The sequence below is a fragment of the Snodgrassella alvi genome (assembly GCF_002777745.1).
Taxonomy (GTDB): domain Bacteria; phylum Pseudomonadota; class Gammaproteobacteria; order Burkholderiales; family Neisseriaceae; genus Snodgrassella; species Snodgrassella alvi_D.
The window spans coordinates 186,325-201,089 of record NZ_MEIO01000025.1 but is presented as its reverse complement, the minus strand read 5'-3'; the positions used below and the strand labels follow the sequence as shown (position 1 = coordinate 201,089).

At 42.3% G+C, this 14,765-nt stretch carries 9 protein-coding genes and 1 tRNA gene; 5 read left to right on the top strand and 5 right to left on the bottom strand.

The annotated features are described in order from the left end of the window. Nucleotides 1–217: 217 nt before the first annotated feature. Together BHC51_RS13000 and panC are read right to left on the bottom strand one after the other, a co-directional pair. Nucleotides 218–3,916 (bottom strand): DNA translocase FtsK, encoded by a 3,699-nt coding sequence (locus BHC51_RS13000; protein WP_257384753.1) that lies wholly within the window; start codon nt 3,914–3,916, stop codon nt 218–220. Between the two features lie 47 nt (nt 3,917–3,963). Next, a complete protein-coding gene (gene panC / locus BHC51_RS02000) occupies nt 3,964–4,809 on the bottom strand; it encodes a pantoate--beta-alanine ligase (protein WP_100153187.1) in 846 nt (281 codons plus the stop codon). Between the two features lie 242 nt (nt 4,810–5,051). On the opposite strand from panC, the gene BHC51_RS01995 reads away from it, so the two are divergent. From BHC51_RS01995 to BHC51_RS01985, 3 genes are all read left to right on the top strand, one after another. Continuing rightward, on the top strand, nt 5,052–5,843 hold the full coding sequence (locus BHC51_RS01995; RefSeq protein WP_100098861.1) for a basic amino acid ABC transporter substrate-binding protein: 792 nt from the start codon (nt 5,052–5,054) through the stop codon (nt 5,841–5,843). A 198-nt stretch (nt 5,844–6,041) separates the two neighbouring features. Then, nucleotides 6,042–7,043, top strand: coding sequence for an FAD-binding oxidoreductase (locus tag BHC51_RS01990; protein ID WP_100098860.1), 1,002 nt, complete (start codon nt 6,042–6,044; stop codon nt 7,041–7,043). 7 nt (nt 7,044–7,050) lie between these two features. After that, complete coding sequence (locus BHC51_RS01985; RefSeq protein ID WP_180296406.1) at nt 7,051–8,634, top strand: phosphoethanolamine transferase; 1,584 nt, start codon at nt 7,051–7,053, stop codon at nt 8,632–8,634. Between the two features lie 246 nt (nt 8,635–8,880). Here the strand turns inward: BHC51_RS01985 and clpA are convergent, their stop codons facing one another. Both clpA and clpS read right to left on the bottom strand, forming a co-directional pair. Then, a complete protein-coding gene (gene clpA, locus BHC51_RS01980; RefSeq protein WP_100153185.1) occupies nt 8,881–11,175 on the bottom strand; it encodes an ATP-dependent Clp protease ATP-binding subunit ClpA in 2,295 nt (764 codons plus the stop codon). A 144-nt stretch (nt 11,176–11,319) separates the two neighbouring features. Beyond that, nucleotides 11,320–11,625, bottom strand: coding sequence for an ATP-dependent Clp protease adapter ClpS (gene clpS, locus BHC51_RS01975; RefSeq protein WP_100098857.1), 306 nt, complete (start codon nt 11,623–11,625; stop codon nt 11,320–11,322). Nucleotides 11,626–11,851: 226 nt separating this feature from the next. Between clpS and BHC51_RS01970 the strand changes: the two genes are divergently transcribed. After that, on the top strand, nt 11,852–12,055 hold the full coding sequence (locus BHC51_RS01970; protein WP_025330479.1) for a cold-shock protein: 204 nt from the start codon (nt 11,852–11,854) through the stop codon (nt 12,053–12,055). Nucleotides 12,056–12,346: 291 nt separating this feature from the next. Here the strand turns inward: BHC51_RS01970 and BHC51_RS01965 are convergent, their stop codons facing one another. After that, on the bottom strand, nt 12,347–13,567 hold the full coding sequence (locus tag BHC51_RS01965; protein WP_180296405.1) for a uracil-xanthine permease family protein: 1,221 nt from the start codon (nt 13,565–13,567) through the stop codon (nt 12,347–12,349). A gap of 201 nt (nt 13,568–13,768) precedes the next feature. On the opposite strand from BHC51_RS01965, the gene BHC51_RS01960 reads away from it, so the two are divergent. Next, nucleotides 13,769–13,844: transfer RNA gene (locus BHC51_RS01960), tRNA-Thr, on the top strand. Nucleotides 13,845–14,765 lie beyond the last annotated feature (921 nt).

The following is a 14,765-nucleotide window of genomic DNA, read 5'->3' as shown; positions in this document are numbered from 1 at the left end:
CTGTACATACAAATACATTAAATTTAACAATATTTATCATATGACATATAAGTAATATTATTATATTAGTACGCTGATAACTTGCATACGCATGATCTACTAAAATCACTATCTGACATATAGTAGTTTAATGAAAATAAAAAACGCATACAAAGTGTATGCGTTTTAAAAGATTCTGATTTATGTATATAGATGCAAATAGCTCTTTTAGGAGTGACTACTCATCTAGATGGCTATTCTGTGGTGCCAGTACAGTTCGATTGCCGTTACCCTCGGCAGCAGACACAATGCCTTCTGTTTCCATCTGCTCAACTAAGCGCGCAGCACGGTTATAACCTATCCTCAGCTGGCGCTGTACTGAGGAAATACTTGCCTTACGGGTTTTCACTACCAGTGCCACTGCCTCATCGTACAACGGATCCAATTCATCTTCATTACTGCGTGAGGAACCATTACTGAACATATCATCATCACTGACACCCGCAGTTAAAATATCATCGATATACTTTGGTTCGCCAAACTGTTTCAGATAATTCACCACACGATGTACCTCTTCGTCGGCAACAAATGCGCCATGTACACGCTCAGGATAAGCTGTGCCTGGTGGTAAAAATAACATATCACCCTGTCCAAGCAGGTTTTCAGCACCCATTTGGTCAAGAATGGTACGGCTGTCAACTTTGCTAGACACCTGAAAGGCAATACGTGTCGGAATATTGGCTTTAATCAGACCTGTAATTACATCTACACTGGGGCGCTGAGTAGCTAGTATTAGATGGATACCGGCAGCTCGGGCTTTTTGTGCCAGCCGAGCAATCAGTTCTTCAATTTTCTTACCGGCCGTCATCATCAGGTCTGCAAATTCATCCACTACCACTACTATGTAAGGCAGTTTTTCCAAAGGCTCTGGATCGCTTGGGTTAAGAGAAAACGGATTAAACAGCTTTTTGTTATGCGCTGCCAGCTCTTCAATTTTCTGATTGAAGCCTGCCAGATTACGTACACCAGCATGGCTCATTAGCCTGTAACGTTTTTCCATTTCGTTTACGCACCAAGTTAGCGCATTGGCTGCCAGTTTCATATCTGTTACTACTGGGGCGAGTAAATGCGGAATACCTTCATAAATGCTTAATTCAAGCATTTTCGGATCAATCATAATCAGGCGCACGTCTTCAGGTGTTGCTTTAAACAGCATCGACAGTATCATGGCATTAACGCCTACTGATTTACCTGAACCAGTTGTACCGGCAACCAATAAATGTGGTGCCTTGGCCAGATCTGTGACAACCGGCTGGCCGGTAATCTCCTGCCCCAGAGCCAGTGTTAGTTTGGAGCGGGACTGCTGAAATACCGGTGCTGAGAAAATTTCTCTCAAACGGATGATCTGCCGTTTCGGGTTAGGTAATTCCAGCCCCATACAGGTTTTGCCCGGAATGGTTTCCACCACGCGAATGGACGCAAAACCCAGACTGCGCGCCAAATCTTTTTCCAGATTGACTACTTGGCTACCGCGTACCCCCTGTGCCGGTTCGATTTCATAACGGGTGATTACTGGTCCGGCAAAGGCATCAATTACACGGACTTTAACTTTAAATTCTGCCAGTTTTTCTTCGATGGTGATGCCATTTTCAAGTAAGGTTTCTTCACTTTGCTGTGCTGCCGGATCGTAATATGGCGGCAATAATAAATCCATGCTTGGTAATTGTGGTTTTAACTGCGGTGCAGGTTTAGCTGCTGTAGTATGGTGCAATGCTTTTTGTAATGCCATACCGATTGCGGTTTGCTGCTGTGCACTAGAATTTTTTTTCTGCTCTTTTTGCGACCGCTGCCGGTTTAAAGGCGGAATCACTTTAGTGTTTTTAACAGGCGGGATGGCTTCAGCTTGGCTGGAAGAAGGTTCTTTCGCTGCCATTTCATCAGCTGTGATTACCATTTCGGTGCTGTTAGCAGGCTGTTTTTCCACTTGTGGCCAGTATTTGGATACGTCTATATCTGTTTCTTCTGCCGCAGACTCCCCAAGCTTCGGAAAAGAAGCTGGTATTGAGTCTGTCTGCATATCGGTATCTGCGAAATAAGGATCTTCAGTTGCCAATACAGGGGCTTCTGCTATGGCAACATCGCCATCATTTTCATCCAATATATATGAAGCTGTTCCATCATTATCAAGCACAGAATGAACAGTATCATCATAATAAGGGCTAGCAGGTCTGGTAAGGCTGGCAGCACTAATATCTGCTGATACTGTCTGTGATACTGGCAATAAATCTGGCTTGTAATGAACTTGATTTCTTCTTGAGCGTACAATATTTGTAATGGTGTTATCCACGCCGGCTGTTTCGAGGCTAGCTGGTGTATCATTGACTACATGTGCTCCGGTGTAATCATCTGCTATCGGTTCGCTCACAACTGGTGCGGTAGTAGTGGCTTCCGGCAACGGATGAAATGGAGTAAAACGTGTTGACAATGGTGCACATTCACTACCTGCAATACCTGTGTAACCAGTTTCTACAGACATATCAGCCACTGGTGCAGTCACTTTGACAGCATGACGTTTACTGATGCGTGCAGCCGCTGGTATAACACTTTCGCGCACTACTGGCCGCTGGAATTTTTGTTTATTAACTGGTGAATCAGTTTTAGCCAGATTGGCATAAACTTCATCTTCTGCTATTACCGGTGCGCTATAGCCTGAATTAATGTGATCAGAAACTTTCTGATAACGCTGGCGAGCTAGTCGTTGGCGCAGTAGGTTTAAACGGATATCTTCTTCATCAATAACTTGCACGCCATTATATTCACCTTTATTTCTATGTTCTTGGGATGAATGGTTTGATAATGATGGCACTGAATGAGTCAGATGAGATGGTACTCCTACCGAATTGCCCAGCTTGCGCTGGGTGGCCAGCTGCAAATCATCCAGATCAAAATTTTTCAATGCTCGTGCTTTAAGTAAAGCAGCCTGTTCGGCTTTGGTGCGTGAACGAACCTTATTTAATACAGGGTCATCAGCTGTTATTTCTTTTGCACTCCGATTACGCTGCTGATTCTGGCTGCTTACTGGTTTGTGTTGCCAGTTGAGCTGGATAACTTCAAGTATAGGAGCAGATTCGGTTACCGCCTCGGTAAGTGGGTGCGTAGCTACTTTACGGGTAGCTTCAGCCAGAGTAATGACTTCCAAATGCTTATTGGGTGTTAATACCACTGCTGGCTTTACGGTTTCCTGACTGGAAACCAGTATATTTTCCTCTACCAAAGCTTCGTCTTCTGTTTCAGTAACTTGATCAGGATAGTCTTCGGCTTCTGGCTCCGCTTCCAATTGAGTATTATTGCTGATCTCAGTTTGCATTTTCATCAATTCCAATGCTTTTGCCGGAAGCTGCTGACTGTTATCCAATGTCTGCAACTGATAGTCGGTACCTATCTTATTCTCAGAAACTTCTGTTATTTCAGGTGCACCTTGAACTTTTATTTCAGGTTTGGGACTGGCCTCAGTAATGGTAATCTGTTTAGGAAGCGGCTGTTCCGCTACAGGGAGCGGCTGGCTGATTTCGGCCGGTCGTGAATCCAGCTTTGACTGTTCACTAACACTCGTAGATACAACAGGTACATGGCTAGACTCTGATGTAAGCTTAGTCTCAGCTTGTGCTGGTGCAGTAGTGGATGGCTGCTGGTTGTATGGGGATGGTTGTGCCGTCTGATTACGCTGCGCACGAAATGACATTACACTGGATACAATGCGATTTAACAGTGGCGCTTCTTTAGCCGCCTCGGGTACGTTGATTTGGCCATGCTGAAACCGATTCTCATATCGGGATAAGTAGCTCATCTCCAGCTGCCATTTGCGTTCCTGAATATTGCGCCACCAAAATAATGCGCCTATAGCAATAATTAACAGTATTAATACAATCCACCACATACGTATTCACGCTGCCTTTTGGTTAATATCTGGTTAACAGACTATTTTTATTTGGAATATGACAAATGCACTTCTATATTATCAATCAAACGGGTGGTTCCCAGTACAGCGGCTGCAACAATCACCAGATCATTATCAGTGATCTGTGCTTTTGTCAGCGTTTGTGCCTGTCGAACCTCGATATAATCCACTTGCCAGCCATGCTGCTGCAAATATGTTACTGCGCTGTTTTCAAGAGCGGCAAAATCTTTGTTTCCTTCAGCAATGGCTTTGGCGATAGCTTGCAAACGAGCTGATAACTGGGCTGCCTGAACACGCTCTTTGTCTGTAAGATAGCCATTACGACTGGACAAAGCCAAACCGGTTTTTGCTCGTTCAATTTCTACCGGAATAATTTCTATATTCATATTCAAATCCTGCACCATGCCTTTTATTACGGCGAGCTGCTGGTAATCTTTTTTACCGAAGCAAGCCACATCTGGCTGCACAATATTGAACAGTTTGGTTACTACTGTAGCCACACCGCGAAAATGTCCAGGACGGCTGCGACCACATAATTCATTCTGGATTGCCGGTGGCTCTACAAAATAACGCTGTATACCATTTGGATAAAGTTCATTCTCAGCCGGTACAAATACTACATCTGCACCCTCTGCAATCAGCTTTTCTATATCTTGTTCAAGAGTACGTGGATACTGATCGAAATCCTCACCGATTCCAAACTGTATCCGGTTTACAAATATGCTCACCACCACTGCATCAGCATGAGCTTTGGCTGCACGCACCAGTGATAAATGGCCTTCATGCAAATTTCCCATGGTAGGCACTAAAGCCACTCGTCTGTTCTGCTGCCGCCACGCACGTAATTCTGTAATGGTATGTATTATAAGCATTATCTATCCTGTAAAACTATATCACACATGACCTGTTTACTGTTAAATACTGTCATGTATTTGTGAAAGCAGAATTATAACACTGCTAGCCACCCTTACAGACATGTATAAAACTTGTGTCACTAGTTAAATATGTTACTATCAAGCAGAACATAGCAGTAAGGATGCATATTTTGTGATGCAAACTGTTGTATAGTTAGTAACCTTCGCTCAATAAATTAATCGGAATTCAAGGAGTCATCATGAAAATCAAACACTGGCTGGCCACTGTGGCTATGTGCTCTACGCTGGTTTTAACTGCCTGTGGTGGCAGCAATAATAATTCAGCTTCGGCGCCTGCCCAATCTGGTGCCGACAAAATTTATATTGTCGGCACAAATGCCGAATTTGCACCGTTTGAGTCCCGCACCGCAGACGGTTCATTAACTGGTTTTGATATAGACTTGATGAATGCAATGGCCAATGCCGGTAATTTTAAGGTACAGTTTAAAGATCATCCATGGGATGGTCTGTTTGCCAGTCTGAATAATGGCGATCTGGATATTGTGGCTTCAGGTGTAACCATCACTGAAGAGCGCAAACAGAGTATGAATTTCAGTGATCCATATTTTGATATATCTATGATGGTATTAACACCGAAAACAAAAAATTTTCATTCACTGGCTGAATTAAACAATATGCACCGAGTAGCTGTAGCAACAGGCCAGACTGGTGATCTAGCCGTTCAGAAAGTACTTGGTGCGCAGAGCACCAAAATTGCTCGTTTTGACAGTGTACCTTTAGCCATTAAAGAGCTGGAAAACGGTGGAGTTGAAGCGATGGTATCTGATGGTGCAGTTATCAGTAATTATGTTAAGGCAAATGGTGCGGGTAAATTTACTATTAATAAAGTACCTGAATTTGGGATAGACCATTATGGCTTTGCTGTACGCAAAGGCGATACAGAGACTGCGGAAATGTTAAATGAGGCATTGAAAAAAATCCGTGCCAGTGGTGAGTACGACAAAATTTATGCTAAATATTTTTCGAATTAAATATTCTGTAAACAGTTAAACAGCGTCAATTCAAGCCCGTTATTCAGCCTAACGGGCTTTTGTATTGCGATACAGCAGTTCTACTGCTTTTTTTACCTACTCTGGCCTATAAGTGGTTACAACTCTCATTTGCATTTGGCTTTTGTTCTGCCGCCCTCTAAAATAGCTACTTTGTTAAAATAATATAAAACAGAAGATATGAGTTATCGGGTAACTATTTTACCGGCTGGTGAAACTTATGGCACACAAAAGGGGAAATCGCTGCTTGAGGCGGCGATTGAACAAGGTTTAATGCTGCCACATGCCTGTAAAAGCGGCTGCTGCGGAGCCTGCAAGGCACGGTTAGTCAACGGCAAAATTTCTGAGACCAATACTCAGGCAGCACTAAATAGTAAAGATCATAATCAGCAGGATTTTTTGTTATGTTGCCAAAGTGCAGACAGTGACATTACTTTGTACCTACCAAATTATCAAGGCAGGAATAGTCACCCAGCGCAAATTCTGACAGCACGAATAGAGGATATCCGTTATTGCGCGAATATTGCTATTGTCAGCCTGAAACTGGCACAAAAAAAGTATTTCCATTTTATTGCCGGGCAATACATTGACATTATTATGCCTAATAATTTACGCCGCAGCTATTCTATTGCCGCCTTTAATGCCGATACTCGGCAACTGGTTATTCATGTTCGCCACCATAATGGTGGTGCATTTTCGGAACAATTGTTTGATGGCCGACTCCAGCCAAAAGACATTATCCGTGTTCATGGCCCTCTGGGCAGCTTTCAGTTAAACTGGCTGAGCAAACCACTGATTATGCTTGCTTCTGGTACTGGTATTGCTCCGATTGAAGCAATGCTGGCTGCACTGGTTCAACAACAATACCAGCAGCCTGTATATGTGTATTGGGGTATGGCCACAGAAGGGGATTTATACGACAGAGATTTACTAGACAAACTTTGTGCCAGTTTAGCGCGGGCGCAGTGGACTGCGGTATTATCGCGAGCAGCAATAACATGGAAAGGTGCTCAGGGATATGTACAGGATATCGCATTATCTAAACATCCTGATATGAGCAACTATGCAGTCTATGCATGCGGACATCCGCAGATGATTACCCATGCACGAAATTTATTTACCAGCCAAGCCAGTCTGGCAGAAGACGCATTTTTTGCCGATAATTTTACTCCTGCTGCCTGAGTTATTTATGAAACTGACACTCCGTAAACATTATCTGCTGACTGTAGTGCTGTTACTTATTTACAGTATTGTAATGATTTATGCGCTGGCCTATCCGCCCAATCCAAACCGGATTATTGAAACCTGGTTCCTCACTCTGCTTTTACAGCATTTTTGCCCACGACTGTGGCGCGGCCTGATGTGGCTAAGTGCCATTATTATTCTACTCTATCATCCTACCGCTGCCCTTTATGGACGACCAAGTTTTGGTATTGTTGCCTCATTATTAAGTACCACCGTAAGTGAAGCAAGTGAATATATTGGCGCTATTTCATGGCTCACTTATGCTACAACCCTCTTATTGGCATCCATACCTCTACTTATAGTGCGCGTAAGCCGCACTATAGCTACACCACGCTGGCACGGCTACTGGGGCTTTTTGCTTGTCCTTATCCTTGTAGTAATGACGACCCAAACAGCCCGCAAAGGCTATACCACCGGCGGTTTTGCTCTACGTGCGCAGCCAATAGAATTTCTGGCTGATGCTTATTTGCAACCACAAGCCTACTTCGCCGAACTAGCCAAATTGAAAGCAGATTTGGCCAAACCGGACAACTGGCAAATCACCAGCAGCCATCAACTTTACCGTAACTATGTTTTGATTATTGGCGAAAGTACGCGTGCAGACTATATGCACTTGTATGGATTTAAATATGCTGATACACCATTTTTGGATAAATATGCCAATATTGTTATGGATAATATGTTATCAGCCGGGCCAAATACCCCTATCTCTTTATTACATGGCCTTACTCTGAGCCACGGCAAATCTTTCAGTATACAAAATAATGTCATTACTCTGGCCAAAAAAGCCGGTATGGATACTGTCTGGCTGTCGAATCAGGGTGCGCTGGGGCAATACGATACTTCAATTTCTACCATTGCTCATCAGGCAAATCATGTTACCTTTCTGAAAACAACTGGATACGATTTTGGTGAGCGAAGCTTTGACCATCAGCTTGTCGCCCCATTACAAAAAGTTCTTACTCAGCCAATGGCTGCCTCGCAATCGCGCTTGATTGTACTGCATATTATGGGTTCACATCCTAATCCTTGTGACCGTTTGTCACAACCACCACACCACTACGTAGACAATAACAACAGTAACTGTTATATCGATAGTATCCGGCAAACAGACAACCTGTTAAGTCAGATATATGCAGTCTTACAATCCAGTGGTCAATCGTTTAGTATGCTGTACTTCAGTGATCACGGCTTAAGCCATGATAAAAATAGTTACGAAAAAAACAGTATTGTGCGTTCTACAAGTATTCTGCGCCACAATGATCATTTCTATCAAAACTATCATGTACCATTAGTAGTGATAAACAGTGACCAGTCTGGACAATCACGTAATAAATCCCAGCGCAGTGGTTTGGAACTTTTAGATGGAATAGCGCAGTGGCTAGGTATTCGTACACCACAACTACCTTATAGCGAACAGTTTTTCAGCTCAGTTAACAGTACGCAACCTCAGGTTCTGGATTTCAATCAGCATTTACAGCCCGTGAGCCAACTGCAAAGCGACCCATTGCCCGCTAATTTGCGTTAGATTAATTTATTATCTAAGCTGGTTTTCTTCAGTAATTAAAAATCCCTGTTTTTTTTATAAAACAGGGATTTTTAATTTATGCAAGATTTTGTCTAATTAAACCTTTACATTTGACATGTATCAAAACACTTATAACCAAAAACATTATAATGAATTTACTTTGATTGGTTTCCTCTTGATGTGTGTGTTTAAGTGTGGCATTTTGCCACACTTTTTTTTATCTTGAATTTATGTTTTTTTACAAATTTATCCTATAGTCAAAGATTCAAGACTCTTCCGATCGAGTAGCTTCGAAGCTGAAAAATCCAATATCACTTCATCAGATTGTGGCAGATAATCAATAACTACATCACCGCCTTCGCTTAAGTGTCCGAACAGTAATTCATCTGCGAGTAATTTACGAATCCGCTCTTGAATCAGACGATGCATCGGTCGTGCTCCTAATGCGGCATCAAAACCATGTTTCGCCAGATAAGTACGCAAAGCCGGGGTAAATTCTGCCACCACTTGTTTGGCCAGTAACTGCTGTTCCAGTGCCAGCAAAAATTTATCAACCACTTTAGAAATTATCTCTTCATTCAGTACTTTAAAAGGGACAATAGCATCAAGCCGATTGCGAAATTCTGGAGTAAAGGTTTTTTGAATCGCAGCCAGACTATCTGTCTGCTCATACTTTCCAGTGAAGCCCAGATTATGTTTAGCCAGCTCTGCTGCACCAGCATTAGTAGTCATGATGACAATGACGTTACGAAAATCTGCACTGCGCCCATTATTATCTGTCAGTTTGGCATAATCCATCACCTGCAATAATACATTGAACACATCTGGATGTGCTTTTTCAATTTCATCAAGCAGCAGCACACAATAAGGCTGTTTATTAACTGCATCTGTTAAAAGACCACCCTGCTCATAACCTACATATCCCGGCGGGGAACCTATCAGGCGCGAAACAGCATGCCGTTCCATATATTCCGACATATCAAAACGCAGTAGTGGCAAATCCAGCAACTGTGCCAACTGTTTGGCTACCTCGGTTTTACCTACACCTGTCGGACCAGCAAACAGAAAGCTACCAATCGGCTTATCTGCCTGTTTCAAGCCAGAACGCGCCATTTTTATCGATGCAGCCAGTACATCAATGGCTTGATCCTGTCCGAACACCTTAGCTTTCAGATTATCTGCCAAAAAGCGCAGCATCTGCTTATCATCATGTGAAACTGTAGTTTCTGGAATACGTGCTACTTTAGCGACAATCGCCTCAATCTCTGCTCGTCCAATAATCTTACGCTGTTTGGATTTAGGCTGGATTTTCTGTGCTGCAGCGGCTTCATCAATAATATCGATGGCCTTGTCAGGCAAAAACCGCTCATTAATATAACGTGCAGACAATTCAGCCGCAGCCTGTAACGCCGCACGGGTATAACGCACCTGATGAAAATGCTCAAAAGCCGGACGCAATCCCTGCAATATCTGTACAGTTTCGGGTACAGAAGGTTCCACTACATCTATCTTCTGAAAACGCCGACTCAATGCATGATCTTTGTCAAAAATGGTACGGTACTCCTGATAGGTCGTTGCACCAATGCACCGCATACTGCCCTTAGCAAGTGCTGGTTTAAGCAGATTAGAAGCATCCATCGTACCGCCAGACACACTACCAGCACCAATGATGGTATGAATTTCGTCAACGAACAACACAGCTTTATCCAGCGCACTTAGTTCCTTGATAACAGCCTTCAGTCGTGCCTCAAAATCACCACGGTATTTAGTCCCAGCCAGTAAAGCCCCCATATCTAGTGAAAAAACCACCGATCCCTTAATGGACTCAGGTACTTTATCGTGTACCAGCAAATAAGCCAGCCCTTCCGCCAAAGCCGTTTTACCAACGCCAGCCTCTCCTACCAGTAAAGGATTATTCTTGCGCCGCCGGCATAAAGTCTGAATCAGACGCTGTATTTCCTCATTGCGGCCAATTAACGGATCAATCCGTCCAGCCATAACCTCCATATTTAAATTCACTGTATAGTGCTCTAAAGCTTTTGCTTCAGGCCTGGCTGCATCATTGTCGCTACTCTGTTCTACATCTTTATCCTGAGTAAGATTAGGATTGCCCAGAGTCAGATAGCGCAGCACATCCAAACGGTTTACCGACTGGGATTCAAGAAAATACATCGCATGGCTGTCCTTTTCGGACATAATGGCCACGAGTACATCTACCGGCGTTACTTCACCTTTAGCCTGAGCGGCACGCACATGCATGATTGCCTGTTGCAAAACACGCTGAAATCCAAGTGTGGGCTGCAACTCTGACTTTTCCAACTCCTCTTCCGACAACACCGGCGTATTTTCATGAATACTTTGCTGTAACTGTTTAGCCAACAGACTATTATCCACGCCCACAGCCTGTAGCACTTCATTTACGTCTTCACTTTGTTGTAGCAGGCCGAGCAGTAAATGTTCAATACCAATAAATTCAAAAGCATGGCTGCGAGCCTCGGCATAAACATACTGCAAAATTTTTTCGAGCTGTGCCGAAATCATATTCGACCTCCTGACAAAATAACGTTATCAATTATGACTGTGACCAAATTCAATCATTGGCATAAACATGAAGCATACACGATAAAAATCAAGTAGCCCCTATAGGGTATTTCTTTCACACATACTTTACTAAAATCAAAAATTTCAGGCCTCCTCAACCAGACATTGCAGCGGAAAGCCGGCCTCTTCAGCACGCAATAAAACCTGACTGCATCTGGTTTCGGCGATATCTTTCTGAAACACACCACACACCCCCCTTCCGGATTCATGCACCATCAACATGATGGCAATGGCCTGCGTGTGTGGTAAATGGAACACATCTATCAACACCGCCACCACAAAATCCATTGGCGTATAATCATCATTCAACAATACCACCTTGTAGCGCTTTGGTGGCTTTATCACGGTTTTCTGGTTCTGGCTAACAGTTTGTGTCTTCGTATTTGACATTGTGCATAAATCTACATGTATCTGTGGGTTTTTGGTAACGGTTTTAATAATTTTATCATTTTTCAGTAAGCTTGCTTGACGTTAGTTCTTAACCTATGTAAAAAGACTACTTAACAAGTCAGACATAGTCTGCCAGACAAACTGTCGTACAGTCGTTCACTACTTTGTTGGCCTTACTGTGTCGCAAACTTGTTCTTTATTTTGTTTTTTATGTATAGGAAGTTTCATGGCAACTGGTATTGTTAAGTGGTTTAACGACGCTAAAGGTTTTGGTTTTATTACACCCGATGAAGGTGGCGAAGATTTATTTGCACACTTCTCTGCAATCAACATGAATGGTTTCAAAACCTTGAAAGAAGGTCAACGTGTATCTTTTGATGTGACCACCGGTCCAAAAGGTAAACAAGCGGCTAACATTCAAGCAGCTTAATCTTAGCCGGTTGTCCGGTTAGTATAAAAATAGCGGCAAATGCCGCTATTTTTCTGTCTGGTACTGAAAATACATTTTCGCTCCTATCAGTAACCTATTGTTTATCAATGCATCTATACCCAATGGGTACATCAAACCAGCCATAAATTTTCAGATAAATCTCTGATCCAGTCTTGATTCGAAAAATTATCTGATTGCATCAATAGCTCCGGCTGACAATCACCAACTGCAAAAAAAACCGCAGTGCCTAAAGACAACTGCGGTTTGACCATAAATTCAAAAAATGGTTAATCAAGCCTGAGAAGACGATCTGGCTGGTAATACTAAGTTCAGCACTATCGCCAGCAAAGCACATAACCCCACACCAGCAAATGCCATAGAGCCAATTTTCACTACCATACCACCTACACCTACAATCAGCACTGAACTGACAATAACCAGATTACGTGGTTCCATCAGATCCACTTTGGCATCAATCAGCGTTTTCAGCCCCAGTGAAGCGATCGTGCCAAATAAAAGCAACATAATGCCTCCCATTACCGGCAAAGGAATGGAGCTGAGAAACGCATTAAACTTGCCTAAAAAGGCCATACAAATCGCAAAGACAGCTGCCCATGTCATGATTACCGGATTACTGTTTTTAGTAATCATCACAGCCCCTGTAACCTCACCGTAGGTTGTCACAGGAGGACCACCAATCAAACCGGCAATACACACCCCTAAACCGTCTCCTGCTAAAGTACGATGCAAACCCGGGTCTTTTACATAATCATGGCCGGTAACCTTACCAATAGCCATAATCCCACCAATATGTTCAATAGCAGGTGCAATAGCTACTGGCAGCATAAACAGCGCTGCCTGCCAGTTAACTTGCGGCGTTGTAAAATGAGGTATTGCAAACCACGGAGCCGCAGCCATCGCACTGGTATCTACCATTCCAGTAAACAAAGCCATAATATAGCCTGACGCCACACCAATCAGAATCGGAATCAAACGCATCATTTTGCTGCCAAATACCGTTACAATCACTGTAATGGCAAATGTAAAACCTGACAGTAGCAGCGAATGCACATAATCCACCACCTGATTGTCACCTGATCTGCCCATAGCCATATTACTGGCCACCACTGCTACTGATAGTCCAATCACCATAATTACCGGTCCAATGACTACCGGTGGCAGCAAACGGTGCACCGATGCTAGTCCACGCCATTTAATCAGTGCAGCAAAAATAAAATACATAAAGCCGGCAGCGAACAAGCCAAACATGGTAGAAGCCAGCCCCCACTCCTGCATGGCATAAATAATCGGTGCAATAAATGCAAATGAAGACCCCAGATAAATCGGTACTTTGCGCTTGGTACAAATCTGAAACAATAATGTACCAATACCAGCACCCATCAATGCTAGTGCCGGATTTAATCCAGTTAGCAGCGGCACTAGAACCATAGCACCAAATGCAACAAACAGGATTTGTGCGCCTGCAAGCGCAAGTTTCAAATGGTGTCCCACCTGATACTCCCCATTAAATAAACAAAACTCCCCATTATAGTATAGAGCGCTATAAAAAATAGTTATAATTTGTCGCCAGTAAGCTAAAGCTTGAATATTTTAATAAACTAAAAAAACAGCGGTTTATTTGTAAATCTGAAAAATAATTTCCAAAAGGGCTTGCGCAATTTAATTTTATTGCGCATAATACGCACCTCTTTCGCCGGCATAGCTCAGTTGGTAGAGCAGCTGACTTGTAATCAGAAGGTCCCGAGTTCGACTCTTGGTGCCGGCACCAATTCTAAAATATAGCGTAACCAGTGGTTACGCTATATTTTTTTGGCAAATTGATTGCACTTAACTTACCAACCTAGATTAATGTAGTGAAATTCAATTCATCGCCTATCTTAAAATTACTCCGGCTATTTTTATCTTATTAATAATAAAAAACAGGTAAAAATGTCAAAAATCAGCTAACTGTATTACTAAATAAATATAATGTATTTTATAAATACTTAATTTTTCAACCAGAAGTAATTAGGAATCATCATGTTAAAAAAATTACCTTAATCACACTGGCTATTTTAAGTTTTTCAATACTAAAGGCAAATGCAGCCAGCAAAAATTCTATTCAGAAGAATATAAGCAATTCTTCAAAAAGGAAAAATAATGAAGCACATTTGTTTATATCTGGTGTTTAACTGCGACGAAGCGCCACACAATTTGTATTGTGTACTGAAGGCAAAATTCCTAATATAGCCTATCATCAATGTGGAGCTGCATATAATTATTGCCGCGGACAAGGTGTTTTTGACTTATCTGGTGGTGCAATTAATCATGATTGGTAAACAATATGGATAAAACAGACATCTAGCAGGAACATTTGGCTGAAATCAATACGCGAGCAAATGAACTCTTATACCAGACATTAATATGTTAATTTATTCATTGAATCCCCAACTGGCACCAGCATATTTACAAGGCACTGATTACAAATCTATTACCGAGCGAATCAGAAAGAAAAAAAAGAATTTGACGAATCCATCGCCAGAGATGTAAAAGAAAATTAATTTTTCAAAAGCTCCTTCAGGAGCTTTTCTCTTTGCCAAATTTTCTATACCGCTTAGATACACTATGTTATTTATTCATATAACTTAAATAAGAAACTAACATATACTCTTGATTGCACATGAATAAATTATATAAGTTATTGTAATAT